This window comes from Paenibacillus lycopersici (genome assembly GCF_010119935.1).
GTDB classification, from domain to species: domain Bacteria; phylum Bacillota; class Bacilli; order Paenibacillales; family Paenibacillaceae; genus Paenibacillus_Z; species Paenibacillus_Z lycopersici.
The window spans coordinates 652353-679092 of the sequence record NZ_CP048209.1 but is presented as its reverse complement, the minus strand read 5'-3'; the positions used below and the strand labels follow the sequence as shown (position 1 = coordinate 679092).

Genomic DNA, 26740 nt, shown 5'->3' with positions numbered 1-26740 from the left:
CACGCTTAACGAACACAGGATAATACACGTAACGAATAAGAAGAGGTGTCCACTATGGGGGAACAACGGCAACGATACAACGAAGAATTTAAGAGACAAACAGTGCGATTCGTGCAGGAGCAAACGAAGTCCCTTTCGGATCTGAGTGAGGAGTTGAATATCCCCAAAAGTACGCTGAGTCAATGGATGACACAGTACCGACAGTTCGAAAAGGAGCCGGTGGTGAATCACCCTGAGAAAATCAAACTCCTCGAACAGTCACTAAAGGATGCTGAGCTGGAGAACCGCCGTAAAGAACGCGAGCTCGAAGACATGAAAGAAGAGCTCGCTATCCTAAAAAAAGCATTGCACATTTTCAGCAAAGCAAAGAACTAAGGTTCCAGCTCATCGACGAACACCGCTCCGAGTTCCGAGTCGAGAAAATGTGCGTAGTCTTAGGAGTATCCAAGAGCGGCTATTACAAATGGCTTGAAGCAACGCCTTCCGAGCGTCAACTGCGTAAAAAGCAGCTCACTGAAAGGATTACGTGGCACTTCTACGACTCACAGAAACGCTACGGCAGCCCGCGCATACACAATGAGCTCGTCAAAGAAGGCTGGGTCGTCTCTGAACGCACGGTAGGCAAGATCATGAAAGAGAACAACCTTCGCTCGTGCATGTCGGGGAAATTCAGAGTGACCACGACAGATTCTAAACACCAACTGCCGATTGCGCCAAACGTGCTTCAGCAAGATTTTACCGCAACGAAACCGAACCAGAAGTGGGTAGCGGATATTACGTATATCCCCTGCCGCCAAGGGAAGCTTTACCTGGCTAGCATTTTGGATTTATACACGAAGCAAATCGTAGGCTGGAAGCTTAGCAATACCATGACGACAGATTTGGTTTTGGACGCCTTGAAGCAAGCGTACGCGGCTAAGAAACCAGCAAAGGGTCTCATTCATCACTCTGATCGCGGATCGCAATACGCGTCCAAAGAATACCGCAAGCAGCTCAAGAAGTACAAAATGGAAGCCAGCATGAGTCGCAGAGGCAACTGCTACGATAACGCTTGTATCGAGGCGTACCACAGCATCTTGAAACGCGAATTGATCTACTGCAATCCTAAGTTTAAAACCCAGGCAGAGGCATACCAGGAAATCTACCGCTACCTGGAGTTCTTTTACAACCGCAAACGCTCGAACAGCACACTCGGCTACATTTCGCCGTATCTATTTGAGCAACTTTATTACGAAAAAAATGCATAATTTCTTGTCCACTTTATTGACGGAAGAGCATCCTACCCATCACGCATCCAATCGGAGGGATTTGCAGTGTTTCAAGAAGCTCGCCCGATATGGCCGACCGGCCTGTCGGAAGCAATGAACGTCACCAGCGGCATCAGGGCGCGGTTCCAGGCCGATCCGCGGACGCCCGCGCTCGTGCGCGTAACGGCATCGTCCCGTTACCGCCTCTATGTCAACGGGCTGTTCTGCGGACATGGTCCCGCAACGGGGCCGCACGGGTATTACCGCGTCGACGAATGGGAGCTGACGCCGTATTTGAGCGGCGGCGCCAATTACGTCGCGATCGAAACGGCCGGCTATAACGTCAACAGCTTCTACACGCTGGACGAGCCGTCGTTCGTGCAGGCGGAGATCGAGCAGGGCGGACGGATCGCGGCAGCGACCGGCAGCGCGTCGCAGCCGTTCGACGTCTTCGTGCTGCCGGAGCGCGTGCGGCGCGTGCAGCGGTACAGCTTCCAGCGCGCGTTCCTCGAAGCGTACGCGCTGTCGCCCGACGTGCACGACTGGCGGACGTCGGACGCGCAGCCGGCTTCGCCCGCGCAGGCGGACGCGTTCGCGGAGAAGCGACTGCTGACCCGCCGCGTCAGCTATCCCCGCTTTGCGGTCGCCGCGCCGCGAACGGTGCCGGCGACGGGGACGTTCGCGAAGGCCGCCGTGCCGCCGCCCCCATGGCGGGACCGTTCCATCGCTGGCGTCGGCCCGGATTTCAAAGGCTTCCCGCTTGAGGGGCTGGCACTCGTTCCGACCGACGAGCTCGGCGGGCTGGCGATGACCGGCTGGAATCGGAACGACCGGCGCTATGAGGGACAAGCGCTGCGGCTGCGGGCAGGCGAAACCGCGTTACTCGCTTTCGACCGCGACTTAACGGGCTTCATCGGCACGGAATTCACGGTGTCCGCGAAGTCGCGGATCGCGCTGACGTTCGATGAGATTTTGACGGAAGACGGGGATGTCGACCATCTGCGGCTGGGATGCGCGAACGTGATTCATATCGCTTGCGAGCCCGGCACGTATGCGTTCGAAAGCTTCGAGCCGTACACGCTGCAATACTTGAAGGTGCTCGTGCTGGAAGGCGATTGCCGGCTCACGGGCTGCGGCATACGGGAATACGCCAACCCCGATGCGGACCGCGGCACGTTCTCCAGCTCGGACGAGGGACTGAACGCCATCTTCGAAGCGGCGCGCGAGTCGTTCCGCCAGAACGCGGTCGACGTCTTCATGGACTGCCCTTCCCGCGAGCGGGCCGGCTGGCTGTGCGACAGCTTCTTCACCGCCCGCGTGGAGGCGGATTTGACGGGCCTCTCGGTCATCGAACGCAATTTCTTCGAGAACTACGCGCTGCCGGAATCGTTCGCATATCTGCCCGAAGGCATGCTGCCGATGTGCTACCCGGCCGATCACAACGACGGCATCTTCATTCCGAACTGGTCGCTCTGGTTCGTGCTCCAGCTGGAGGAATTCCGGGACCGCGGCGGCGACGAAGCGACGATCGAGGCGCTGCGGCCGCGCGTCGAAGCGCTCTTCCGGTACTTCGAGGGCTTCCGCAACGAATTCGGCCTGCTCGAGAACCTGGAGAGCTGGGTGTTCATCGAGTGGTCGAAGGCCAATGATTTCACCGGCGGCATCAACTATCCCACGAACATGCTCTACGCGGCCGCGCTGGAGGCGGCCGGCCGGATTTACGGCGCCGAGGCGTATGTGGAAGAAGCGGCCTATGTCAAGCAGACGGTGCGCGAGCATGCTTTCGACGGCTCGTTCTTCGTCGATCAGGCCATCGAGGATGAGCAGGGCGAGATCGAAATTACGGATCACCGCACCGAGGTATGCCAGTATTACGCGGCGTATTTCGGCATCGCGGACGCGACGGAGCTGCCGGTCTGGTTCGACAGCCTGATGCGGGATTTCAGCCCTTCGCGGGACAAGGATGCGCCGTTCGTCGCCGACATCGGCGGCATTCATCCCGCCAATGCCTTCGTCGGGTACTATCTGCGCATGGAGCTGCTGTCTCGGCAAGGCTTGTCGGCGCAGCTGCTCGCGGAGATCAACGCGTTCTTCGGCAAAATGGCGCAGCGCACGGGCACGCTCTGGGAGCATAACCGCACGGAAGCGAGCTGCAACCACGGCTTCGCCTCGCACGTGGCGCGCGCGCTCTACCGCGACGCCCTCGGCATCAAGTCGCTGAGCCGGAAGCGCGGCACGCTGACCGTCGCCTTCGCCGACAACGGCCTTGCGTCCTGCAGCGGCACGATGCCGACGCCGGACGGCGATATCGCGCTCGGCTGGCGCGTCGAAGGCGAAGCGATCCATTACCGCCTGTCGGCGCCGCCCGGCCTGACGGTCGAAATCGAGAATTGCAGCGGCAAGACGCTCGTGCGCGAACGATAATAGCTGAACAAGCGCACCGAAGCTAAAACCGAGGCTAGAGGCCGAAGCTAAAAGCCGAAGACTACAAGCCGAAGCTAAAAAGGGACTGTCCCAAAAGCCGGCTTCTGATTGTCAGAGTCCCACTTAGAACCGAATGTCTTCGAGAAAAGGACCTCTTCTTCCGCTTCGCAGTGGAAATCGAGGTCCTTTCGCGTAAAAAGCGGGATGTCCCCATGGCATGCGATCGCTTGCGGGACAGCCCTTTCGAGCTGCCCAAGGAGGTTGACGCCGTAAGTGTCGAAGGGATTGTCATACTCAGGGGACTAGAGGACGGAGGTTCCGTTATTTGGGCGAAATCAGTCTTCTGTGGTTAGCGGCCGGACACAGGATTCGTTAATGTCCCCGAATGGCATCGTAAACAGGTTCATCGGCCGAGATAACGGACCTCTTGTCCGCCAACACACGAAATTACGTGATCAGGAAGGGATAACGGATCTCCTGTCCGCCTCCGTGCTTCGACGGACGTATTGGTGTTCGCAGGATGACATCCCATGGGGTCGACTACCCGAGCCAACGCTCCAATACTTGCGCAACGCCGTCATTGTCGTTCGTATCCGTCACCTCGACGGCCAGCGCTTTCAACTCGTCCACGGCGTTGCCCATGGCGACCGCGTGCGCCGACATCCCGAACAGCTCCAGATCGTTATGATCGTCGCCGAACGCGAACAGCTCGGCGGCGCGGATGCCGTAATGCTCGCAGAGCATCAGGACGCCGGATGCCTTGGACACCGACGCGTGCATGATCTGGATGAGACGGCCTCCGTCGGTCACGATGAGCCGCGTCTTGCCGGCAAAGGCCGCCCGCAGCCGTTCGGCAGCGTCGCCGAACTCGGAGAGCAGGATTTTGGTCGCGGGGAGGCGCTTCAACTCATCCCCCGTGCATACCGTCGGCTGGTTCCACTTGCTGTAGAACGCGAGGTCCCCGATCTCGCGATTCGCGTAGATCCGGTCGCGGACCTCCACGCTGATCATCATCTCGCCTGTCTGCCGCTCCATGCAGTGCCCGATGATTTCTTCCACCATCGTCGGCTCAATCGGCGTATGGGACGCGATCCCCGCCGCCTCGTCGGCGACAAGCGCTCCGTTATAGTAGACGAACGAGGCGCCTTCCGTCAGCTCCGCCGGCAGCAGCATCCGCACCGACCTCGGCGGCCGTCCCGTCGCGACGATAATGCGCATGCCCCGTTCCCTGCAGGCCAGCAGCGCCTTCAGATTCCGATCCGATACCCGTTTCTCCGCATTCAACAGCGTTCCGTCCAGATCCAGCACAATTCCGCGCAAAGCGGCTCCCCCTTCCGAATGCAGGCTCCGGGTTCCCGTTTATTGTATGAGGCGAACCCTGAATCCCATGAACGAATATCTTTCGCCCTATGAATGATTGCTTCGAACGATCGCTTCGCAGCGCATGCAGCACGGTGCGCAACGGCGCAGCCGATTGAGCGGCCCATTGCGCAACGGCGAGTACTTGAAGGCAGCGGCTTCGTGCGCCTGGCAGCCAGGCGGTATCAACGCCGATTCCCTGGAAGCTGCGGTATTGGCGCTAGCCGTCACCGTCCCTGCATGGGATGCGGCCGCGCAACGGCAGGCGCACCCCCGCTTAAAACAAAACCAGCCCGCAGGAATGGATTTCCGCACGGACTGGCTGCAAGTATTTACGCTATTTCGCGCTTGCTTCGAGCGCGCGCAGGCCGAGCGCCAGCGAACCGCTGAGGCCGGCATTGTCGCCGAGACCCGGCGGCACGATGTACGCGTCGATGCCCGCAAGCACCGCTTCCGCGCTGACGTAGCCGTTCAGGTTCTTGCGCACCTGCTCGCGGATCAGCGGGAACAGCTGCATCTGGTGCATGACGCCGCCGCCCAGGATGACCCGCTTCGGCGACATGAGCAGCACCGCGCCGGCAACGGCTTGGCCGATGTAGAACGCTTCGATCTCCCATGCTTTGTGGTCGACGCCAAGCTCGCTGCCTTTCACTTTCCAACGGCCTTCAAGGGCTGGCCCCGCCGCCATGCCTTCGAGGCAATCGCCGTGATACGGGCAGAAGCCTTCGTACGTATCTTCCGGATGGCGGCGCGTCAGCACATGCCCGCCTTCGGGATGAACAAGGCCGTGGACAAGCTTGCCTTCCGCGTACACGCCGACGCCGACGCCGGTGCCGATCGTGTAGTACAGGCAGCTGTCCAGACCGGCCGCGGCGCCCCAAGTCGCTTCGCCGAGCGCCGCCGCGTTCACGTCCGTATCCCAGCCGAACGGCACGTCGAACGCCTTGCGCAGCTCGGGCAGGAACGGATAATTGCCCCAGCCCGGCTTCGGCGTCGTCGTGACGTACCCGTAGGTCGGGCTCGACGGATCGATGTCGATCGGTCCGAAGGAACCGATGCCGATCGCCTCGACTTCTTTATCGCGGAAGTACGCGATGACGTTCGCCAGGGTCACCTCCGGACGCTCCGTCGGGAAGCTCACCCGCTCCAAAATTTCTCCATTCTCGTTGCCGATGCCGCAAACGAATTTCGTTCCGCCGGCTTCAATCGCTCCAATACGCATGCCTTGCCCTTCCTCCTCTAGATTCTCTCTCTCAACCACGGCCAGACGACGCTCAGCGTCAAGCGCAGATTCGATAGTCCAAGTTCGTTCACGTAAGGCTCCCGTTCGCGAAAATAATCCGCGTGCTTCCCGATAATCGGCACGCCGCGCATGTCATGCGGCGCGTGCTTGTCCTTCTGCCAGCCCGGCCGGGGCCTGCCCGCGCCGCGCCAGCCGCCGAACGTGCCGAGCCTTGCGACGGCGTCGGACGGCTTCCCCGGCGCAGCCGCCGCTTCCGCGGCCGGGCCGGCGTACGCGAACAGCACCGATGCCTGCAATTCCTCCGGAATGCGGCAGCGGGGCGACCCGATCATGACGACCGGAGGCGGCGGACCGCCGAGCTGGTCGTGCAGCTGCCAGGCGGCGTGGACGGCCGCGACGCCGCCGCCGCTGTGGCCGATCAGCACGATGCGATCCGTGCTGCCCGGCTTCTCGCGCCAGCCGGCGGCGATGCTGTCCAGGGCGCGGCGGCCGCCGACGGAGCGGCCGAACCGCCCGGGGCGAAGCCGCATGTCGCGGCTGATCTCCCACAGCTGGGGCACGGCGCGGCGGCTCCAATCGCCGTAAGGGAACAGCAGCTGCGACGTTCGGACGCCGAACCCTTCTCGCTCCAGTATACCATGCAACGCGCCGCGAAGGCTTTCCATAAATAACGGCGCGGTCGCCAAACCCGCAAGCAGGTACAGCGACACATTCGGGCGCTCGCGATGCTCCGTCCTCATGCTAGGAACCCGGCTGCCCGTGGGACTTGGCGAATTTCATGGCGGCGACGATCCGCTCCATATCGCTCGGATGATCGTCGCGGAACCAGTGCACGAGCAGCGGCGGATTAACGTCCGTCAGCGTAACGACGCCCGTCTTCTGCTGCATGGATACCTCGCCCCCCGCGCTGTTCATCAGCTTCATGCCGTAGGCGTCCGCCGCGGACTCCGCGTTCCGGGAGACGGCGTTGCTGACCGGAAGCGACACGAACGACAGCACCGCCAGGATGAGCAGCACGAGCGGCAGCCCCGCCATGTCGGAACGGCCGCGGATCCCCCAGTCGTCGCCCCAGCGGCGGATGCTCCAGACATAGATCCAGCCGCCGATGAAAATGACGGCGAGCGAGGAGCCGACCGCGCCGACCGCGCTCCACTCCAGATGATGCATGGCGTAATGCCCCATCTCATGCGCCATGATGAACAGAATTTCAGGCTCCGTCAGCTGCTTGAGCGTCGTATCCCACAGCACGATGCGCAGAGACGGTCCGATGCCCGTGACGTAAGCGTTGACGGCATTCGTTTTCTTCGACATGTCGACCTCGTACACCCGATCCGCGGGAATATCCGCCTTGTCGGCGAGAGCCAGAATTTTGGCCTCCAGCTGCGGATCGGACAGGCGCGTGAACCGATTATACAACGGGTCGATAACGACCGGCTCGACGTACATCATGAACACGGTGAACGGCACCGAGATCAGCCACAGCTTCAGCCACCAGCGGCCGCGCCGCGACAGGACCCAGAAGGCGACCGCGGATACCGCGAGCATCGTCACGTACCCGATCCCGAACGAGACGAGCTTGTCCCGGATCCAGCTCGCCGCCGGCTGCGTCGTAATGCCGTAATGCCTGGACAGCCCGTAGCTGAAAATCCGCAAAGGCAAGTATAGCACGAACGACGCCAGATCCACGAACAGCACGAACAGCGGGAACCGCAGCACGAGCGGCAGTCCGCTCCGCTCCAGCGCATCGCGCCAGTTCCGGGCCAGCCCGCCGGACAGCAGGAACAAGTAGATCAGCCATTCCCACGGTATGCTGGCGAAGAAGATCCAGTTGCGGATCGGGTTGACCACCTCGCTGTCCTTCAGCTGCTGCGGCGAGAAGTACGTCGCGGGATCGGCCGGCGTGCCCTTGTAAGCGGCCGGCACGTCGTTCGGCGAGGTGTACCAGACGTACACCGCCGCCAGTATGGCGTACACGGCCGTCAAGACCAGCCATTTCAACATCGGCGAGCGTCTGCGCCAAGACTTTGCCACCTTCATCATCTCCTGCATGACCCGTAATTTGATGCACCCATCATACCATTTCGTTATGCCAAAAGGTAATTGTCCCCAGACGCCAACGAATGCGCGGCCCGTATCCCGACGAACGGCCGCGCAAAAAGCCGGCTTCTCTCGAAGCCGGCTCCTGCTCGTCGCTATTAAATAACCTCGCGCTCGTCATTGCCCGGCAGTTCCGGGAACGCGGCATGCGGCTCCGACTGGTACCAGAACACCGTCGACGCGATGTCGCTCTGCTGCGGCAAGTACCGTCCGCCGGAGCGCCAGCCGAGATCCTGGATCGTCACGCGCAGGCCGGACTCGAAACGGATCGGATCCTGCACATGCCAGCGGTACATGCCGAAGCGCGTCTGGCTGCGGTACAGCCCGTCCGGCTTGATGACCTGATGCATGCCGAGGAACGGCGTGGAGTACGTGCCGTATTCGCCTCTCGGATGCTCCCAGTTCCAGGCGCCGCCGAAGTAATCCTCCGTGCCCGTGCCGCAGATCGTCGGGAATTCCTTGTCGTCGTCCATGAAGAATTTGATTTCGCCCTCGCCCCACCAGCCGGTATTGTTCACCTGCCATGCCAGGTAGCAGCCGACGTAGTGGCCTTTGCCCTGAACGCCGTCGATGAGCGTATGCACGTCTTTATACGGCACCGGATTGCTTCTGCGCCACTGCGCATGGAAATACGCCATGTCGGATGGAACCTCCGTCAGCGCGTAGTCGATTTGGTAATACAGCACCGCCGTCTCCGTGCCCGTGTTCTCCATCGTGAAGCGAGCCGACTTGCGGAACGGCATCTGCCAGTAGCAGTTCATGCCGCCGGCCGGATTGACGGCCACCGGGAAGGAGTTGACGTTGACCCGCTCCGTCCAGCCGTTGCAGAAGAAGTCGCCGATCGGCGCTTCGACGGACGGCGTATCCTCGCCATCCCAGTAAATGCGCAGAATCATCGTCCGCCAGATGTTCGGCGCCGTCGTCATCCAAATATGCTGAATGGCGCCCGGCCCGTCGATTTCGCCCATCGTGAACGTCTTGCCTGCCTCGATGGCTACGGAAGGCGACACCTTCCAGCCGATACCCAAGTCGCGCGCGCAGTTCGCGCCCGTCCCTTCGGTCGCCATGCCGCCTTTGCCCGGTTCGCCCGTGAAATTCTCCGCGCTGATCGAACGGCTCTTCGCGTTCGACAGTCTCGCCAAATTGCCCATATGCATATCTAAGCCATTGAATTCAAACATCGTGCCCTCTCCTTTGAAGGTGATTGAAATCGCTTTAATGGGTGAATATGGGACTTATGCTATCCCGCCTTGGACAGCCTGTCAACGACTTTTCGCATGAAAGGACATGAAAACCGCAGAAGCGAGCCGAGCCGCCGGAATATAGCGGTGAAGATTGTCAGAAGAAACCGGAGACGGCATGCAATGCCGATCAGAACAACTTATAAAAAAGCGAGTAAACGCTGCTCCTGTCTTGAATTGCGGGCTAACCCAGGCACGGACATAGGCAGCAAAAAAACGCCCTCCCCGCCACTACGGGGAGAACGTCTTCAGCAGCGCGTAGAGCGCGTCCACCGACTGCATGGCGTATTCGGTCCGCACCGGCACGCCGTCCTGCACGAGCACGAGCGCCGGCACGCTGGCGATCCGCCAGCCGTCCCGGAAGGCGGGCGCGAAATTGATGTTGATCTTCGCGATCGGCAGCGCGGCGCCGGCGGCTTCGGCGATCTCCAGCATGCGCAGCGCAACCTTGCAGGTGCCGCACAGCGGCGTGTAGAAGAACACCGCCTCGCGGGGAGCCTTGTCCTTCGCCAGCCACTCCCGCTCCGTTAATTCCTCAAGCGGCATGGGGATCCCCCTTTCCATGGAATGTACGTAAGAATCACGCTGCGCGGGAATACGCTGCGCATGAGCATGCCGTGCATTGGAACCGTCCGCCCCGCGCGCTCCCGGGACGAACCCTATTCACGCTATTCGTCCCCATTCCCCGGCTTTCTGCAGCGCAACGAATCCTAGCGGCGCTATTGAGCCGATCCGTCTCCCAATTGAGCCGTTGATCCTTCATTAGCATGCGTAAGGTTCGCAGACTTGCCGGAAGCGTTCTTTACAAGCCGTTTAAGAGGCGTACGTTTCGTTCCGCCCGGCCGTCCCAGCCTCGCGCATGTTATTTTCGTCCGTAGTCCGCTTTGATCTCGCCCCACTGCTTCGTCTGCCACTTCAGCACCTTGTTGCTGTAGGCGTTCGTCTGCAGCCAGCGGACCGCGCGGTCGACCATGTCCCAGATCTCGGCGGTCGATGCGTCGCGCGGCAGCGTGGTGGAGACGTTCTTCTGCTTGACCCATTTCAGCGCGTTCATGGAATCGCTGTACACCGTCTTGCTGCTGCCCTGCTGCTTCAGCAACGCGAGCGCGTGCACGATGGCGAGGAACTCCCCGAGGTTGTTCGTCCCCTTCTTCACCGGCCCGACCGCGAAAATCACTTCCCCCGTCCGCGTGTCCACGCCCTTGTATTCCACCGGACCCGGGTTGCCGCTCGTGCCGACGTCGACGGAAATGCTGTCGTAGTCGATCTCTCCCGGCTCGTCCCCGGACGCCGCCGGCTTGCGGCGGAATTGGCCGCCTCCGCTCTTCGCGGCTCCTGCGCCCGAAGCGCTCTTGGCTCTGCCTGCGCCTTGGCCCCAATACTTCTTCCAGCCGCCCCGATAGGCTTCTTCCGCCTCGGCCCGGCTTTCGTACGATTTGAATTTGGCATCGTCGAACTTATTGATCTGCTCCTGGCATTCGGACCAGCTCGCATACACGCCCGGCTGGCGGCCGACCCAGACGACATAAAATTTTTGCTTGGCCATAACTGCACCCTCTTCTAATCGTCATTCTGACTCCGTTCGCGAAGAACGGGTTTTCACGGTTTCGACGAGCGGGCCGCAAAACCCTCTATGCCAGCCGAATTTCATCGACCGCTTCAGTGGCTGAAGAACACGATCTGGATGAAGAAGAGCACCGCGAACACGTAGAATACCGGATGCACGTCCCCGCCTCGGCCCCGGGCCAGCTTAAGCAGCGGATAGGCGATGAACCCGACGCCGATGCCCGTCGCGATACTGTACGTCAAGGGCATGAGCACGACGATCAGGAAGGCCGGAAAAGCTTCCTCCAGCTCGTTCCACTCGATCCGCCGCAGCACGTCCAGCATCAGAAAGCCGACGATAATGAGCGCCGGCGCCGTGATGGCGGGCATGCCCGCGAGCATGGCGATAACGGGCGAGAAGAACAGCGTCAGCGCCAGCAGCACGCAGACGACGACCGCCGTCAGCCCCGTTCGTCCGCCGGCGGCAACGCCTGCGGTCGATTCGATGTACGCCGACGTCGGGCTCGTGCCGAGCAGCGCGCCGGCGGACGTGCCGGCCGCATCCGCCAGCAGCGCTCCCTGGGAACGCGGAAACTTGCCGTCCTTCAGCAGCCCCGCCTGCTCCGCGACCCCGAGCATGGTGCCCGTCGTATCGAACAGCGTAATGAGCAGGAAAGTAAAGACGACGGCGTACAGGCCATGCTCGAACACGCCCCCGATGTTCAGCTGCAGCGCCGTCGCATCCAGGCCGCCCGGCATGGCGACGAGGCTCGGAGGCAGCTCCATCTGTCCCATCAGCAGCGCGATGACCGCGGTGACGAGTATCCCGATGAACAGGTAACCCCGTACCCGGTACGCCATCAGGATAAGCGAGACGACGAGACCGACGAGCGTCAGCGCCGTCATCGGCTTGGTCAGATCGCCGAGCGTCAGCAGCGTCGAGGGGGAATCGACGACAACGCCGGCATTTTGCAGGCCGATGAACGTGATGAACAGTCCGATGCCCGCCGTGATGGCATGCTTCAGGCTGGACGGTATGGCGTCCAGCAGCATGTAACGGAACGACGTCAGCGACAGCAGAATGAAGATCACGCCGGCGGCGAACACGGCGCCGAGCGCGATCTGCCACGTGACCCCGTCGTCCGGGGAAACGACGGTGAAGGCGAAGTACGCATTGAGCCCCATGCCCGGCGCAAGCACGATCGGATAGTTGGCGAACAGCCCCATGATGAGCGTGGCGACGATGCTGGCCAGCACGGTCGCGATGAAGACGCCGTGGAAGTCCATGCCCGTCTTGCTCAGAATGCCCGGGTTCACGATGACGATGTACACCATCGTCAGAAATGTCGTAATGCCGGCCATCACTTCCGTTCCGACGGTCGTGCCTCTGTCTTGCAGCTTGAATAGCTTGTCCATGCATGCAATCCTCCCGGGCGGCGAAGGCGGCTGCCTCTGCCATGTATACTTGCATTTTCCCCTATTGGCGAACGGTGTAATCTTATCCCGCGCAATGCGTCGTCCGAGCCGAAAATTAGGACTGCGTTCGGGCCGGGCGGCTGCAAGAACTGGTATAATAGAGAGCGATATCGGGATGATCGCAGCATACGAGCGCTGCGGATGCAACATATAAAACCGTCCGATCGCGGAATAGGGAGTTTGCCGAACATGGATACGGATTTTACGATAGACGATACGGCGTGGCGGAGGCTGCTTGAAGGCGTCGCCGCGCATTTCGACGAACTGACGCGCATGCGCGGTTTTCAATATTACAAGCAGGGGCGCGTGGAGTCGCTGGCGCTTCGGGACGACGGCGTTCATGTGGATGCGCGCGTGAAAGACACCCGGATGCACGAGGCCGCCATCGATCTGGGCTATATCGCCGGCAGTACATGCGATTGTTCGCTCGAACGGGGCTGCTCGCATTTGATCGCCGCGCTCATGCAATACGCCGAGCAGTGCGGCAGGCCGATCCAGGCGATCGTCAATGCGCGCGCCGGCGTTAAGATTGCGCACAAGACCGGCGACGGGATCGGGGCAGGTTCGGGTACGGGCAGGCCTGGCCCCTCGGCAGGCGCGAGTGCGGCTCGCACGGGAGCCGAACGCGGCGGGGAGCAGCCGAATGCGGGCAGACCGGCGCTTCGTTCGGGAGGTGCCGTCAGCCCCCGGCCCCGGCCGACGCTGACCGAGCAGGAGCTGACGGAGCTGTCCGTGGCGCAGTGGCATGAACGCTTCCTTCTGCGCAAAGGGCCGCTTCATATGCACGTCCGGACCGCGCAGGAAGCCGGCGCCCTGTTGGACGAGCTGCAGGCGATGAGGCCCGAGCTGCCCTATGCGCTGGAGCAGCTGTTCAACCTCCATGCGTCGCTGTTCGTGCTGGAGCAGATGGTCAAGCCGGCCCAAGCCGACTGGCGGCAGTCCGGGCTCTTCATGGGCTTCCATGCGCAGCAGGCGCTGGACGGGCTGGTCGCGCAGACGCGGCAGCTGCTGGAGGAGAAGCTGGCGCTCGCTTCCGGGTCGTCCGCCTATTGGCGGCATTTGCTGGAAACGGCTGCCCTGCTGCGGGAACGGATGCTGACGGAAGACAAGACGCTTCATTGTTTCGCGCCTCTGTATCAGTCGTTATGGCTGCACTGGCTGTCTCCCGCTTCGGCCGGAAGCAAGCCGCTGTACGAGGAAGAGCTGCAGCAGCTGCAAGCGGCGCGGCAGGCGCTGGGCAATGCCTTGTCGCCGCTCCCGTGGACGATCGCGCAATGCCTGCTGCTGCTCTTCCTGGAGCGCGACGGGGAAGCGTTCCGTCTGCTCCGCGAGCGCGGGAGCAGCCTGCTGCTGAAGCCCGGGCATCTCACGGCGCTGCTCGAGACGCTGAACGGGGCCGGGCAATGGGAGCGGCTGCGCGACTGGCTGATCGAGACCGGCCCGCTGCTGACCGGCTTCCGCGCCGACGACTTGGCCCCTTACGGGGACTATTGGTCGATCGTCGCCGGGCAATTGCCGGAAGCGGAGCCCGCCATGTGGGATACGCTCGCGGCCATGCTGCCGTTCTCCCGCAAGATCTATGAACAAGCGCTCGCGGCCCATGGCAAATGGGAACGCTGGATCGATTATCAGATCTACAGCGGCGAAGAGCCGCTCTCGTTCCGGGTCGGCGACCTGAAGCCGATCGAGAAGGAAGCGCCCGAGCTGCTGCTCCCCTTCTACCACCAAGCCGTGGAACGTTACGTGCTGCAGAAGAACCGCGACGGCTACAAAGCGGCGACGAAGCTGCTGAAACGGCTGTCCAAGCTGTATGCGCGCCTGAAGCGCGAAGAACGGTGGGAGCAGTTCTTCGCGGCCTTCGCCGGCCGGAACAGCAGGCTCCGCGCGCTGCAGGAAGAATTGCGCAAAGGAGGCCTGCTGTCGTGAGCATGGAAACCTTGAACATCCAGGTCAACCTGACGGAGCACGGAGATGCGCTCATACACGGCTCCCTCCCTTCCGCTCACGCGAGCGGGCTGTTCGTGAAGCAGCGCCTGTTCGCCTGGCATGAGCCGTCCTTCTACGGGACGGAGCTGGACATCGAGAAGCTGCAGGACGAACTCGAGCTTATCGTGCTGCCCGCGGAGATGGTCATTCCGTTCTTCGCGGACCGCCGCCTATTGATGAAGCATATCGACTGGCGGTTCGAAGGCGACGCCGCGCGGCTCGCCGCGATCGCGCCATTGCTCGAATCATGCATCGCGGAGCGCAAATACATGCCGAGCTTCGCCGCGTACAAGGCCGGCAAGCTGCGCTGGATCTGGGACGCGGAGGCGTTGGACACCCGCGCGCGGAAAGCGTTGCGAACGCTGCGCGGCGGCGCCGACGCGGACCCGGGGCAAGCGCCTGGCGCCGGCGTTTACGACAACGACGAGCGGGACGGCTGGGACGAGGAAGACGCGGCGGACGGGGAGCGTTCCAGCGGCTTTGCCGAAGGGGTTCAGGCGGCCTTCTCCGCGGCCGTATTCCTGCGCTATTACAGCTCGGAAGAAGCCGCCGGCGATCTGCGGCGGGATTTCCCGCTGCTCTTCGCGCGCGACCGCGCCGAAGCGGCCGCGGGCATGGACGAGCGCGCCTGGCTCGTCGCCGCCGGTTGGAAGGCCGACACCTTGCCGTTCCGGCCGCTTTTGCAGCTGTCGGAGCCGGAAGAAGCCGAAAGCGGCTGGCGGCTGGCGCTTATGCTGCAGGACAAGCTCGAACCGGCGAAGCTCGTGCCGGTCCGGCTGGGCATGGACGGCGAAGCCTTCGGGACATGGCCCTCCGGCTGGACGCCGCACGTGCGCGAGCGCTCCGCGTCCTGGCTCGCGCACTTGCAGGCGAGCCTGCCGTCGGAGCGCCTCGCCGGCAGCTCCGCGGACGTGCTGAACGGCCCGCTGACGGACGGCGCGGCATGGCAGTTCTTGACCGTGGACAGCCAGCGTCTCTTGACCGCCGGCTGGCAGGTGCTCCTGCCCGGCTGGTGGGAAGAGGCCAGCCGGAAGAAACCGCGCCTGCGCGCGAAGATCCGCCCCGGTCAAGGGGCCGCGGCGGGCGAGGGCGCCAAGGCAGGCGGCCAGAAATCCTTCTTCGGCCTCGATGCGCTCATCGACTTCGACTGGCGCGTCTCCATCGGCGATGCCGAGCTGAGCGAGGACGAGTTCAAGGAACTGGTCGCCCGCGGCGAACGGCTCGTCCAATTCCGCGGCCAATGGGTGCCGCTCGATCCCGCGCTGCTGGCGCAAATCCGCAAGGCGATGGCGGGCGTCGATCCGCGCAAAGGGCTGTCCTTCCAGGACGTGCTGCAGATGCATTTGCGGAACGCCAACGCCGCCGCTTTCCGCGATGCGGCGCTGCGCGCCAAAGCCGAAGGCGCCCAAGCGGGGGCAGGAACGAACGAGGAAGACGAGGAAGACGGCATTTCGGTTGAAGTCGAGCTGAATGCCCCTATGGCGAGACTGATGGATCAGTTGACCGGGCAGAAGGATTGGCCGTCGGTCGACGTCCCCTCCACGCTGCACGCGGAGCTGCGCAGCTACCAGCGCGACGGGTTCGCCTGGCTCGCCTTCCTCCGGCGCTTCGGGCTCGGCGCCTGCCTCGCCGACGATATGGGACTCGGCAAGACGATTCAATTCATTACGTACCTGCTGCATGTCTCCGAGACCGCCGCGGCCGGCGGCGAGCGGCGGCCGGCGCTGCTTGTCTGCCCGACCTCCGTGCTGGGGAACTGGCAGAAGGAAGTGCGCCGCTTCGCGCCTTCGCTGCGCATTCTGCTCCATTACGGCAGCAAGCGGCTGACGGGCGACGCGTTCTTCGATGCGGCCGGCGAGGCCGATCTCGTGCTGACCTCCTACGCGACGGCGACGCTCGATCAGGAGAATCTGCGGCGCTGGACATGGTCGGCGATTTGCCTCGACGAGGCGCAGAATATCAAGAATGCCGGCACGAAGCAGTCCATCGCCGTCAAGAGCTTCCCGGCCCGGCACCGCATCGCGCTGACCGGGACGCCGATCGAGAACCGGCTGGCGGAGCTGTGGTCGATTTACGATTTTACGAATCCGGGCTATCTCGGCAGCGCCCGCGCCTTCGGCGAGCAATTCGGCCAGGCGATCGAGCGGGAACGCGACGAGAAGCGCACGCAGGAGCTGCAGCGCCTCGTGAAGCCGTTCATGCTCCGCCGGAAGAAGAAGGATCCGAACATCATGCTGGATCTGCCGGAGAAGAACGAGATGAAGACGTATATCCATCTCACCGCCGAGCAGAGCGCGCTGTATGAGCAGACCGTCGGCGAACTGATGGAGCAGGTGAAGAAGCTGGAAGGCATCCATCGCAAAGGAGCGATCCTGTCCGCGCTCACGCAGCTGAAGCAGCTGTGCGACCACCCCGTGCTGCTGACGAAGGAGGCGGTGCCGCTGCCGGAGGACAAGGACGAGGCAGCGGCCGAGACCGCCGCGCTCATCAGCCGTTCCGCCAAGCTGGAGCGGCTGCTCGATCTGGTGCAGGAGCTGCGGGACGAGGGCGAGCGGTGTTTGATTTTCACGCAGTACATCGGCATGGGCCAGATGCTGCAGCGCGTGCTGGAGCAGGAGCTCGGCGAGCCGGTGCTCTACCTGCACGGCGGCACCTCCAAGACGGCGCGCGATCGGATGATCGAAGACTTCCAGTCGCGCTCCTTGCCGGCCGAACGGCAGCCGAATATTTTCATCCTGTCGATTAAAGCGGGCGGCGTCGGCCTGAACCTGACCGCGGCCAACCACGTGTTCCACTTCGACCGCTGGTGGAATCCCGCCGTCGAGAACCAGGCGACGGACCGCGCGTACCGGATGGGCCAGACGCGGGACGTGCAGGTGCATAAGTTCATCTCGCTCGGAACCTTGGAGGAGCGCATCGACGAAATGCTCGAGAGCAAGCAGCAGCTGAGCGACGACGTCATCACGAGCTCGGAAGGCTGGATCACGGAGCTGTCGACGGACGCGCTGCGCGACCTGTTCACGCTCCGGCGGGATTGGTCGGACTGATGGCTGCATGGGATGCACTAGATCCGCCGGATCCCCGCGCTTTGCCGCTAATGTAGTGTACGGTGTACATTACATCTGCCTGATCTGGCGCTATTCCGCCAATGTAGTGCACAGGGTACTGGGTAAAGTTGCCCGATTAGCAACTTTCCCGGCATTTTTGACGGTCTGCGGCGAATAAAGTTGTCCGAATGACAGCTTTATCGACAAACTTGCCGATCTGCGGCGGTAAAGTTGCCCGAATGGCAACTTCAGGACTTTTTTGCTATTCTGCAGCAGATGTGCGAGGTTCTTTGCAAGTCTACTGACGGGATACACTACATCCGCCGGATCCCCGCGCTTTCTGTCAATAGGCTGTCCACTCCGGATCGCCTGGCGCGAAATAAAAGGGGCACATCCACTTGTGCAGTGTAGTGTGCTCCATACCTCTTGGCCAAGCCTTCCATGCCATGCACGCGGTAAAATTAAACCCACTCACAAAAATGCCCCGCACTCGTTAGATGCTGTCTAACAAGTGCGGGGCATTTCACCTCCGTGGAATCAAGGTCCTTTCGCCTATCAACTAGGAGCTCCTAAGTCCCGCCCCTATCACGACTTCATTTTCCGCTCAAAGTCCGCCAGCGTCTGATCCCCCGCGATGAACAGCCGCTTCAGCAGGTAAGGGTTCTGCTCGCTCGTCGTCCAGCCGTCGTCGAACGTGAACGCGTAGGCGTAGCCGCTCTGCTTCGCGATGCGCATCGTCTCCTCGCTGCGCAGCCCGTACGGGTAGGCGATCGCGGTCACGCTGGTGCCGAGCTTCCGTTCGATCGCGGCTTTGGAACCGGCAATCTCGTCGCGCTGCGTCTTCGCCGTATGAAGCGGCAGATAAGGGTGCGTCCGCGTATGCGCCATGATGTCCCAGCCTGCCGCGCGCAGCTCTTTCACTTGGTCCCACGTCAAGTACGCGTCTCCGCCAACCCAGTTGGTCACGAGAAACTCCGTCGCCCGGTAGCCGTATTGCTTCAGCACGGGCAGCGCCGCCGTATAGTTGTTCCGATAGCCGTCGTCGAACGTGATGAGCACTTCCCTGCCCGTCGAAGGTTCCTCGCCCGACAGGATTGCGCCGAACTCTTGCATATCGATGCTTCTGTAGCCTTGTTCATGCAGCCATGCCATCTGCTCCCGGAACGCTTCCGGCGAGACGATATAATCGTTCCCCGCCCCGTTATCCGCGATGGAATGATAGCACAGCACCGGAATCCGCGCCGAAGACGGTTCCGCTGAGGCGAACGCGACCGTCCGCTTGAATTGCAGCAGCTGTTCGGCCGTAACGAATATCGACGCGGCCATAAACAGCAGCGCCGCGACCCAGGCCAGCCGGAGCTGCTTCTTCATCCGTCTCTCTATCCGCATCCGCTGCATCCTCCCTGTCCGCGCATCTTGTACAATAATCATACGATACCCGCACGAATAGGGGCCACTGTTACTTTTTCCTTGCGGCGCTGCCCGGACCCGGCCGAAGAAGCCCGCACCGCAGCTTTGCTGCGATAACGCCCTGCTGTTCCCCGGCCAAGCTCGAACGTGTATAATGATAAAGCTTAACGGCATGAATAATTTACAACGTACATCTAGAGGAAACCGCACACCTATGAGAATTCGAGATTGGGACCGCAATTTGAAAATCCGCCTCGGCGGAGAAGCCGCATTCAACGTTATTTTCTGGACGTTCTTCCCGTTCCTGTCCATCTATTTCACCAAATCGTTCGGCAAAGGCTGGACGGGCGTCCTGCTCGTCCTGTCGCAGCTGCTGTCGGTGCTAGGTAATCTGGTCGGCGGTTACTGCGCGGACCGGTTCGGCCGCAAGCGAATGATGGTTTTCGCGGCAAGCGGACAGGCATTCGGCTATGCGCTGTTCGCCTGGGCGGCGTCGCCGTGGACGGACTTGCCGGCCGCGGGCTTCGCCGGCTTCAGCCTGGCGAGCATGTTCGGCGCGCTCTATTGGCCGGCCAGCCAGGCGATGGTCGCGGACGTCGTCGACGAGAAGCATCAGTCCGGCGTCTTCGCGATCTTCTATACCGCCGTCAACATCGCCGTCGTCGTCGGTCCGCTGCTCGGCTCGCTGCTGTACACGGACAATCCGTACGCGGTGCTTGCCGCCGCCGCGGTCATTTGCGCGCTGCTGGCGCTCGTCATGAACCGCGCGCTCGGTGAAAGCCGGCCGGCTCATATTGCGGAACGGCACCGTACCAAAGCCGGCACGCCTTGGTACGGCGCCGTCGCCGCCCAGCTGCGCGATTACCGGGTCATCGCCACGGATCGCGTGTTCCTGCTCTTCAGCATCGCGGGCGTGCTGCTGGCGCAGACGTTCATGCAGCTCGATCTGCTGTTCCCGGTCTTCCTCAAGGAGACGGTTGCGCAGACGACGATCTTCTCCTTCCGCGACTGGCACCTGACGATGTCGGGCCAGCAGCTGTTCGGCTTGATCGTCTCGGAGAACGGCCTGTTCGTCGCGGTCTTCACGGTTATCGTCACCAAATGGATGACGATGTATCGCGACCGGTACGTATTCATCGGCGGCGCGCTCTTCTATGCCGCCGGCATCGTTATGTTCAGCGGCATGTCGACGTTCTGGGGCTTCACGGCGGCGATCGCCGTCTTCACGCTCGCGGAGCTCATGTCCGCCGGACCGCAGCAGGCGTTCGTCGCGCGGCTTGCGCCGGAGGCGATGCGCGGGCAATATTTCGCGGCGGCCAGCCTCCGCTTCACGCTCGGCCGCACCATCGCGCCGATGTCCATCCCGCTCACCGGCCTGCTTGGGTTCAAATGGACGTTCGCATTGCTCGCCCTGCTTGCCGTCGTATCGGGCTTCATCTACAACGTCATGTTCAACCAACTGGATAAGCCGCCGCGCAAGGCTTAAGCGGACTTCAGCAGAAGCTCTCCCCGGCGATTGCCCGCCATGGCTCGGGCAGATGCTGAAGGATCGCAACTCCACTGCGCTGTGACACACGATAGCTTAGGCGCCATATGCGCGCACAGAGAAAGGCTCGCGAGAACAGCAATTACGCTGCGCCAAAAACCGCAATCATATGTGATTGCGGTTTTTGGGCGATTATAACGCCTTTCCACTTTTTTGACGCTTTCCCACTCCTTTGACGCCTTTCCACTTCTTAACGCTCCTGCTCCATTGACGCCTTGCCGCTCCTTTTGACGCCTTTCCACTCCTTTAACGCTTTCGCTCCTTTTGACGCCTTTCCACTCCTTTAACGCTTGGCATGCACTGCCGCCAAGCAATTCCGCCGCACTTCACACGTCGGCTCCCTCATCCGTTCATTGCCGGCCGAAATACGGCTCCCCCTGCTCCGCTTCCGTATATACGGAAATAAGTATGACGGCGGCTTCCTCGCCGATATTGCGTACGAGATGCGGCGTGCAAGCGTTCCAGCTGAAGGAATCGCCTTCCCCGAATTCGGCCGTATCCTCCCCATGCTCGGCGTAAATTCGGCCTTTGATCACCAGATGCACCTCTTCTCCCTCGTGCGCATGCGGCGTTTCGCCCGTGGACGCACCCGGCGGCAGCTCGACCATCACCATGCGCATGTTCTTGGCGGCGCCGAGATGCTCGACCTTGAGCCGCTCCGGACCGCTCGTCGTGATCATCCGATCCGCCTTGCGCACGATCTGCATGCGTTCTTCCTTGCGCAGCAGCAAGTAGGCGAGCGGCACCTTGAGCGCATTCGCGATATTCTCGAGCGTCGCGATGGAAGGCGACGTTTTATTCGTTTCGACCTGGCTCATGAAGCCTTGGGACAGCCCGGTGTCTTCGCATATTTGGGCGATGGTGATGTTCTTGCGCTTGCGGATCGTGCGGATCGCATTGCCGATGTCCATGTACGGCTCACTCCCCTTCGAGAGATATTTGTAATACGTAATATAAATTCATATTATCAATTATTCTGTTGACATGCCAGTCATTCGGCGTTACATTAGTCATATAAAATTTAATTACCTATTACTTATATTTTTCATGATAACTTAAGGAGGCCTACCTATGACGGCGGCATTTCGGTATGACGTTCATTTGCCGGGCGGACTTGAAGAAGGCAAACGCTACCCGGTGATCTTCACCCTGCACGGCAAAGGCTCTAACGAACGCAATATGTTCGGGTTGGTATCGCCGCTCGCGAAAGATTTTATTATCATCGGCATTCGAGGCAGCCGGATTCTCGGCAGCGGGTATCAATATTACGATCTGAAGAGCCTCGGCAATCCGATCCGGGAGCAGTTCGACCAAGCGATGCGGGAACTGACGGAATTCATTGCGTACGCAACGGCCAAGTATCCGCTCGATCCGCAGCGGCGCTATCTGCTCGGCTTCAGCCAGGGCGCGATTCTCGCCATGTCGCTCGCGATGACGATGGGCGACCGATTGAAAGGCATCGTCGCGCTGAACGGGTACGTGCCCGCGTTCGTGAAGACGGAATATCCGCTTCGCAGCGTGGCGCAGACGTCGATATTCATCTCCCACGGCGAGTTCGATTCGATCTTCCCGATCGGTACCGGACGCGAGAACGCAGCCTATTTTCGAACGCTGACACCGAACATGACGTTCAACATCTACCCGACCGGCCACGGCGTATCGCCTGAGAATCAGCAGGATTACGCAGCATGGCTGCTGGAGGACGCCGGACTTACAACAGACGAACAAGAACAAGGAGTGATTACATTATGATGCCGGCTTATTTCTTCGCGCACGGCGCGCCGTCGCTGGTGCTGGAACAGCATGCCTATACCGATTTCCTCAAGAGCTTCGCGAACACCGTCAAGAAACCCAAAGCCATCGTCCTGTTCTCCGCGCATTGGGAACAGACGACGCAAACGGTCAGCCGAGCGGAGACGTACGACACGATTTACGATTTCTCGGGCTTCCAGGACGAGCTCTATCGCATAACTTATCCGGCCCATGGACAACGTAAGCTGAGCGACGACGTACAGGCGCTGCTTGCCAAGAACGGCATTCCAAGCGTATTCGACGACAAGCGCGGACTGGATCACGGCGCTTGGGCCGTGCTCAAGCTGCTCTATCCCGATGCCGGCGAGATTCCGGTTATTGCCATGTCCGTCAACCGTCATCTGACCAACGAGCAGCAGTATCAAATCGGCAGCGCGCTGGCCGAGCTGCGCGAACGGGACGTGCTCATTATCGGGAGCGGCGGCACCGTCCATAATCTGCGGCGGCTGAATTGGCGCGCGGAAGGCGTCGATGCGTGGGCCGCCGAGTTCGAAGGCTGGCTGCAAAGCAAGCTGGAAGCGTGGGATACGGCGGCGCTGTTCGATTACCGGAACCAGGCGCCATACGCGCAAGATGCGGTGCCGACGAACGAGCATTTCATCCCGCTCCTCATCGCGATGGGCGCCGGGAGCCGCAATCGGCAGGCGAAGCTGCTGCACAGCAGCTACCAATACGGCAATCTCAGCCTGAGATGCTGGCAGTTCGATTGATATGCAGCAGATTGATTGATGATTGGAAGCCGAGAATCTCCTCGCTGCAGGTGAACTCGGCTTTTTTGCCGTTCCAGCGCGCATTAACTTGAATGAAATGGAATTGACAGCTCCAATTGAGAAATATTATCATTTAACTCACGGATCTCGTGCCGAGGTTCGCGCACTCTCGACTGCCTCGAAAGGAAGTCACGACATTGAAGGATACCGCCTCAACCCCCGCGCCAACGATGCTCAAGCTGCTTCATGCATGCCGGCGCATAGGAGCGCGTAACGCTTGGCCGCCCTTGCCTTCCACGCCTCATCCCGACGATATGGTCATGCTCTTCATCATTATGCGATCGTCTTCCCGGGAGCTCGCTTCGGGCAAGGCCTATTTCATATCCGCAAATGGACTTGATGCGCCGGTTCCAGAGCTTGTGCACGCGGAAGGGTTCCGTTTCTTGATCGAACGGCAGCAGCCGATCGGCAGCCGGGAAGTCTTGTCCCTGCCCGCCGCCGCTCCTTATCTTCGCTTGTGCGAATACGTCGTCGCGCTCGCCGACTCGGAAGACGCGCTGGAGAGGTTCCGCGGTCAGATCTATTTTCAAGAGCTGCTGTACGAGCTCTACCGGCTCCGCGGCCAAGAGAAGCGGACTTCCCGAACGGCCGTGGAGCATACGCTTGCCTATATCAATAACCATTACGCCGAGGAAATCTCTATCGAAGGCTTGGCGGCCATGGCGGGGATCAGCCCGGCTTACTATATGGAGATGTTCAAGAAAGTCGCCGGCAGAAGCCCCATCGACTATCTCACCTCCGTCCGGATCGACGCGGCGCAGAAGCTCCTGGAGGATACGGGCGCGCCCGCCCGCCAGGTCGCGGAGTCCGTCGGCTACAAGGACCCGTTCTATTTCAGCCGCCAGTTCAAGCGCGTGACCGGCGTATCGCCCTCCCGCTACGCGAAGCGCAGTCCGCTCAGAATCGCTTCCCTTCATTATCCGATGACGGGACAGATGCTTGCGCTGCGGCACATCCCTTACGCGGCGCCGCTCGACAGGGAGTTCTGCCGGTTCTATAGGCAGCAGTACGAGCTGCGCATACCGGTTCATCTGCGCGACCCGGCGGTGGACAGCAACATGATTTTCAACCTTAACGCCTTGCAGGAGGCGAAGCCCGATGTCGTCATTGCCGGCGATTGGCTGTCCGATGCCGATCAAGCGGCCTTGAACCGAATCGCTTCAACGCTATATATCCCTTGGTGGGAGAAAGACTGGCGCGAGCATCTGCTGCTTGTCGGCCGTTTCTTGGGCGAGCATGCGCAAGCGGAGCGCTGGCTGGACCGCTACGACAGCCGGGCGGCGAAAATACGCATGAGGCTGAAAAAGCGGCTGGGCGAGAGCAGCGTCATGGCCATTCACGTGCAGAACGGGGGCATCTACCGGTTCGGCAGCCGGAATCTGGGCACGGTGCTGTATAACGATCTGCAGCTGAACGTCGCCGGCGGGCTGCGCATCGACAAGGTCTACGAGCCGATCACGTGCGAGCAGCTGTTGGCTTCCGATCCCGACAACCTGCTGGCGGCGGTTGCGGACGACCCGCGTTCGGCCGCATTGTGGGCAGCCCTCATGGAAAAGCCGGAATGGAAAGCGTTGAGCGCCGTTCGGGAACGGAACGTGTTCCGCATTCAGCCAGACCCCTGGTTCGATTATTCCGCCATGGGGAACGAGCGCATACTGAACGAGGTCGACAGGCTGTTTTCCTAGAATCGTCCATTCTATTTCCTAGCATCGGCCATGGTAAACGAGGAAACGGACGGGTATAGTTAGGTTCTAAGTGATAGTGATTATCAATATCAGGAGGATCCCATGCTTACGAATACCAAGCTCCGCCTTGTCATCATGCTCTCTGTCTTATCCCTGGCTTTGTTCGGCTGCGGAAACGCAAACGGCGACGCCTCGACCGCGAATCCGAATTCGAATTCGAAATCGAATTCGACAACAGTTTCATCGTCGGATAACTTGTCATCCTCGCCGTCCGGCGCTGCAGCCAATGAAACGGCAGCCGGCCAATCCGATAGCGAGACGGCTAGTCCGGCCGATCAAGCGTCTCCTCGCGCCTTCACGGACGATGTTGGTCACAAGATCGACGTCCCTGCCGACCCGCAGCGAATCGTCGCTCCGTATCTGGAGGATGCGCTGCTCTCGCTTGGCGTTACGCCGAGCGCCCAATGGTCCGCCGGAGCGCTTCTGCTGAACTATCTGCAGCCGCAGCTGAAAGACGTGCCGAAGCTGGACTTCATCAATCTGCCTCCGGAGCAGATCGCAAGCTTCAAGCCGGATCTGTTCATCGTCCCGTTCGCCGTTCGTGCCGAGAAAGGGGCATACGATCAGTTCGCCAAAATCGCGCCGACCTACGTGTTCCAGGACGCGACGAAGGATTGGCGGAAGACGCTGCTTACGCTGGGCGATTTGCTCGGCCGGACGGACAAGGCCAATGAAGCCTTGACGGCATACGATGCGAAGATGGCCGAGATCAAGCAAAGCCTGCAGGATAAGGCAGCCGACAAATCGGCAGCCATCCTGCTGATCTCGGACAAGTCGTTCTCCGTGATGCAGGATCGCACCTACAGCGGCAACGTCGTGTACGGCACGCTTGGATTCCGCGTGCCGCCGCAGGCGGAAGGAACCGATTGGAAGGAGATCTCCCTGGAGGTTCTCCCCGAGCTGGATGCCGACTATATCTTCCTGATGCAGGTCGACGGCGCCGACCCGCTGCAGAACAAGGATCTCGCTTCCGTCTATGACACATCGGTTTGGAAGAACCTGAAAGCCGTCCAAGACGGTCATGTATTCAGCGTCGACCGCGACTATTGGATTAACGCCGGTCTGATCGCAAACGAGAAGGTCGCCGAGGATGTACGGAAGCTCGTTGCCGGCTAACGCGCGAACCTAATCCCGGCCCTGGATCCAAACGGCCCAACGGCCGAGGACATGAAAACCGCGATCCCATAGGGAACGCGGTTTTTGGATTGCAGAGGACCCCTGTACTTGAATGCCTACCGTACGTTCTTCTCTCAAGAAGCCAGTCATCGAGCAGAGGAATCCCCCCACCCGGCATTATTGCCGTTCCGCGCAGCCTTCTCCGCTTGAATCTCCCGCTCTTCCACGTAATTGCGGTACGGCCGCCCGGCATAATAATCCATAATATCCCTCGCGATCTCCGGATACAGCTGCACTTGATCCAGCTCGGCGACCGGCACCCATCTAACGCCGATCTGGTTCGCGTCCGGACGTTCCGGCATGCGCGGCTCCGACGTTTCCTTCAAGCGGCAGGCGAACGTTACGCCGACGGAGTGCGTGTCGCCGTACAGCCGGTCGTTGCAGGCCGGCTGGTATTCGTAGACGAAAACGGCGGGCCCGACCTCGATATCCGCGCAGGCTTCCTCCCGCGCCTCCCGGACAGCCGCTTGCGTAAGCGTCTCCCCCGGCTCGACGCCGCCCGCGGGCAAATTGTAGTGCACGCCCTCGCCCTCGTCGTCCTTGAATTCAACCAATAAAAGATTGCCGTCCTTAATAATTAATGCGCATGCCCGAAGCCGAAATGGCTGAGTCGGCA

At 61.1% G+C, this 26740-nt stretch carries 22 protein-coding genes; 11 read left to right on the top strand and 11 right to left on the bottom strand.

The genetic code is table 11. The annotated features are described in order from the left end of the window. The first annotated feature begins 54 nt into the window (after window positions 1–54). The 3 genes from GXP70_RS03070 (at window position 55) to GXP70_RS03060 (ending at window position 3671) form a co-directional block, all read left to right on the top strand. Window positions 55–375, top strand: a complete 321-nt coding sequence (locus GXP70_RS03070) for a transposase (protein WP_162355109.1) — start codon at window positions 55–57, stop codon at window positions 373–375. Beyond that, a complete protein-coding gene (locus tag GXP70_RS03065; RefSeq protein ID WP_162360268.1) occupies window positions 345–1247 on the top strand; it encodes an IS3 family transposase in 903 nt (300 codons plus the stop codon). Before GXP70_RS03070 ends, GXP70_RS03065 begins: the two co-directional genes overlap by 31 nt. Before the next feature lie 66 nt (window positions 1248–1313). Further along, complete coding sequence (locus GXP70_RS03060; RefSeq protein ID WP_162355108.1) at window positions 1314–3671, top strand: alpha-L-rhamnosidase-related protein; 2358 nt, start codon at window positions 1314–1316, stop codon at window positions 3669–3671. 540 nt (window positions 3672–4211) lie between these two features. Here GXP70_RS03060 and GXP70_RS03055 read toward each other — a convergent pair. The 8 genes from GXP70_RS03055 to GXP70_RS03020 form a co-directional block, all read right to left on the bottom strand. Next, a complete protein-coding gene (locus tag GXP70_RS03055) occupies window positions 4212–4991 on the bottom strand; it encodes an HAD family hydrolase (protein ID WP_162355107.1) in 780 nt (259 codons plus the stop codon). A 376-nt stretch (window positions 4992–5367) separates the two neighbouring features. Then, window positions 5368–6252, bottom strand: a complete 885-nt coding sequence (locus GXP70_RS03050) for an ROK family protein (RefSeq protein WP_162355106.1) — start codon at window positions 6250–6252, stop codon at window positions 5368–5370. Window positions 6253–6269: 17 nt separating this feature from the next. Further along, window positions 6270–7013, bottom strand: coding sequence for a hypothetical protein (locus GXP70_RS03045; protein WP_162355105.1), 744 nt, complete (start codon window positions 7011–7013; stop codon window positions 6270–6272). 1 nt (window position 7014) lies between these two features. After that, a complete protein-coding gene (locus GXP70_RS03040) occupies window positions 7015–8304 on the bottom strand; it encodes a M48 family metallopeptidase (RefSeq protein ID WP_225442642.1) in 1290 nt (429 codons plus the stop codon). Between the two features lie 164 nt (window positions 8305–8468). After that, window positions 8469–9551, bottom strand: coding sequence for a glycoside hydrolase family 172 protein (locus GXP70_RS03035; RefSeq protein WP_162355104.1), 1083 nt, complete (start codon window positions 9549–9551; stop codon window positions 8469–8471). A gap of 291 nt (window positions 9552–9842) precedes the next feature. Further along, window positions 9843–10157 carry a thioredoxin family protein gene (locus tag GXP70_RS03030; RefSeq protein WP_162355103.1) on the bottom strand — a complete coding sequence of 105 codons (315 nt, stop codon included), beginning with the start codon at window positions 10155–10157 and terminating at the stop codon, window positions 9843–9845. 316 nt (window positions 10158–10473) lie between these two features. Beyond that, window positions 10474–11157 (bottom strand): ribonuclease H, encoded by a 684-nt coding sequence (gene rnhA / locus GXP70_RS03025; protein ID WP_162355102.1) that lies wholly within the window; start codon window positions 11155–11157, stop codon window positions 10474–10476. Between the two features lie 113 nt (window positions 11158–11270). After that, entirely contained in the window at window positions 11271–12572 is a 1302-nt protein-coding gene (locus tag GXP70_RS03020) for an NCS2 family permease (protein ID WP_162355101.1), read from the bottom strand. A gap of 249 nt (window positions 12573–12821) precedes the next feature. On the opposite strand from GXP70_RS03020, the gene GXP70_RS03015 reads away from it, so the two are divergent. Both GXP70_RS03015 and GXP70_RS03010 read left to right on the top strand, forming a co-directional pair. Then, complete coding sequence (locus GXP70_RS03015; RefSeq protein WP_162355100.1) at window positions 12822–14558, top strand: hypothetical protein; 1737 nt, start codon at window positions 12822–12824, stop codon at window positions 14556–14558. 2 nt (window positions 14559–14560) lie between these two features. Beyond that, complete coding sequence (locus tag GXP70_RS03010) at window positions 14561–17665, top strand: DEAD/DEAH box helicase (protein WP_162360266.1); 3105 nt, start codon at window positions 14561–14563, stop codon at window positions 17663–17665. A gap of 585 nt (window positions 17666–18250) precedes the next feature. Here GXP70_RS03010 and GXP70_RS03005 read toward each other — a convergent pair. Then, window positions 18251–19054, bottom strand: coding sequence for a polysaccharide deacetylase family protein (locus tag GXP70_RS03005; protein WP_162355099.1), 804 nt, complete (start codon window positions 19052–19054; stop codon window positions 18251–18253). A gap of 235 nt (window positions 19055–19289) precedes the next feature. On the opposite strand from GXP70_RS03005, the gene GXP70_RS03000 reads away from it, so the two are divergent. Beyond that, window positions 19290–20561, top strand: coding sequence for an MDR family MFS transporter (locus tag GXP70_RS03000; protein WP_162355098.1), 1272 nt, complete (start codon window positions 19290–19292; stop codon window positions 20559–20561). A gap of 410 nt (window positions 20562–20971) precedes the next feature. On the opposite strand, the gene GXP70_RS02995 is transcribed toward GXP70_RS03000, so the two are convergent. After that, complete coding sequence (locus tag GXP70_RS02995) at window positions 20972–21532, bottom strand: helix-turn-helix domain-containing protein (protein WP_162355097.1); 561 nt, start codon at window positions 21530–21532, stop codon at window positions 20972–20974. Between the two features lie 160 nt (window positions 21533–21692). On the opposite strand from GXP70_RS02995, the gene GXP70_RS02990 reads away from it, so the two are divergent. From GXP70_RS02990 to GXP70_RS02970, 5 genes are all read left to right on the top strand, one after another. Next, window positions 21693–22373, top strand: coding sequence for an alpha/beta hydrolase (locus tag GXP70_RS02990; protein WP_162355096.1), 681 nt, complete (start codon window positions 21693–21695; stop codon window positions 22371–22373). After that, window positions 22370–23143 carry a DODA-type extradiol aromatic ring-opening family dioxygenase gene (locus GXP70_RS02985; RefSeq protein ID WP_162355095.1) on the top strand — a complete coding sequence of 258 codons (774 nt, stop codon included), beginning with the start codon at window positions 22370–22372 and terminating at the stop codon, window positions 23141–23143. The genes GXP70_RS02990 and GXP70_RS02985 overlap by 4 nt, the downstream gene beginning before the upstream one ends. A 22-nt stretch (window positions 23144–23165) precedes the next feature. Then, window positions 23166–23417 carry a hypothetical protein gene (locus tag GXP70_RS02980; protein WP_162355094.1) on the top strand — a complete coding sequence of 84 codons (252 nt, stop codon included), beginning with the start codon at window positions 23166–23168 and terminating at the stop codon, window positions 23415–23417. A gap of 169 nt (window positions 23418–23586) precedes the next feature. Continuing rightward, window positions 23587–24888 carry a helix-turn-helix domain-containing protein gene (locus GXP70_RS02975; protein WP_162355093.1) on the top strand — a complete coding sequence of 434 codons (1302 nt, stop codon included), beginning with the start codon at window positions 23587–23589 and terminating at the stop codon, window positions 24886–24888. 102 nt (window positions 24889–24990) lie between these two features. Then, on the top strand, window positions 24991–26064 hold the full coding sequence (locus GXP70_RS02970) for an ABC transporter substrate-binding protein (RefSeq protein WP_162355092.1): 1074 nt from the start codon (window positions 24991–24993) through the stop codon (window positions 26062–26064). Between the two features lie 146 nt (window positions 26065–26210). Here GXP70_RS02970 and GXP70_RS02965 read toward each other — a convergent pair whose 3' ends face one another. Continuing rightward, window positions 26211–26678: an NUDIX domain-containing protein gene (locus tag GXP70_RS02965; protein WP_263864086.1), complete on the bottom strand. Its 468-nt coding sequence runs from the start codon at window positions 26676–26678 to the stop codon at window positions 26211–26213. Between the last annotated feature and the right edge of the window lie 62 nt (window positions 26679–26740).

Coding starts and splice junctions, on each gene's coding strand:
- GXP70_RS03015 (WP_162355100.1), top strand. CDS start 12,822: ATGGATACGGATTTTACGATAGACGATACGGCGTGGCGGAGGCTGCTT.
- GXP70_RS03035 (WP_162355104.1), bottom strand. CDS start 9,551: ATGTTTGAATTCAATGGCTTAGATATGCATATGGGCAATTTGGCGAGA.
- GXP70_RS02985 (WP_162355095.1), top strand. CDS start 22,370: ATGATGCCGGCTTATTTCTTCGCGCACGGCGCGCCGTCGCTGGTGCTG.
- GXP70_RS03045 (WP_162355105.1), bottom strand. CDS start 7,013: ATGAGGACGGAGCATCGCGAGCGCCCGAATGTGTCGCTGTACCTGCTT.
- GXP70_RS02995 (WP_162355097.1), bottom strand. CDS start 21,532: ATGGACATCGGCAATGCGATCCGCACGATCCGCAAGCGCAAGAACATC.
- GXP70_RS03030 (WP_162355103.1), bottom strand. CDS start 10,157: ATGCCGCTTGAGGAATTAACGGAGCGGGAGTGGCTGGCGAAGGACAAG.
- GXP70_RS03050 (WP_162355106.1), bottom strand. CDS start 6,252: ATGCGTATTGGAGCGATTGAAGCCGGCGGAACGAAATTCGTTTGCGGC.
- GXP70_RS03010 (WP_162360266.1), top strand. CDS start 14,561: ATGGAAACCTTGAACATCCAGGTCAACCTGACGGAGCACGGAGATGCG.
- GXP70_RS02990 (WP_162355096.1), top strand. CDS start 21,693: ATGACGGCGGCATTTCGGTATGACGTTCATTTGCCGGGCGGACTTGAA.
- GXP70_RS03020 (WP_162355101.1), bottom strand. CDS start 12,572: ATGGACAAGCTATTCAAGCTGCAAGACAGAGGCACGACCGTCGGAACG.
- GXP70_RS02970 (WP_162355092.1), top strand. CDS start 24,991: ATGCTTACGAATACCAAGCTCCGCCTTGTCATCATGCTCTCTGTCTTA.
- GXP70_RS03000 (WP_162355098.1), top strand. CDS start 19,290: ATGAGAATTCGAGATTGGGACCGCAATTTGAAAATCCGCCTCGGCGGA.
- rnhA (WP_162355102.1), bottom strand. CDS start 11,157: ATGGCCAAGCAAAAATTTTATGTCGTCTGGGTCGGCCGCCAGCCGGGC.
- GXP70_RS03005 (WP_162355099.1), bottom strand. CDS start 19,054: ATGCGGATAGAGAGACGGATGAAGAAGCAGCTCCGGCTGGCCTGGGTC.
- GXP70_RS03070 (WP_162355109.1), top strand. CDS start 55: ATGGGGGAACAACGGCAACGATACAACGAAGAATTTAAGAGACAAACA.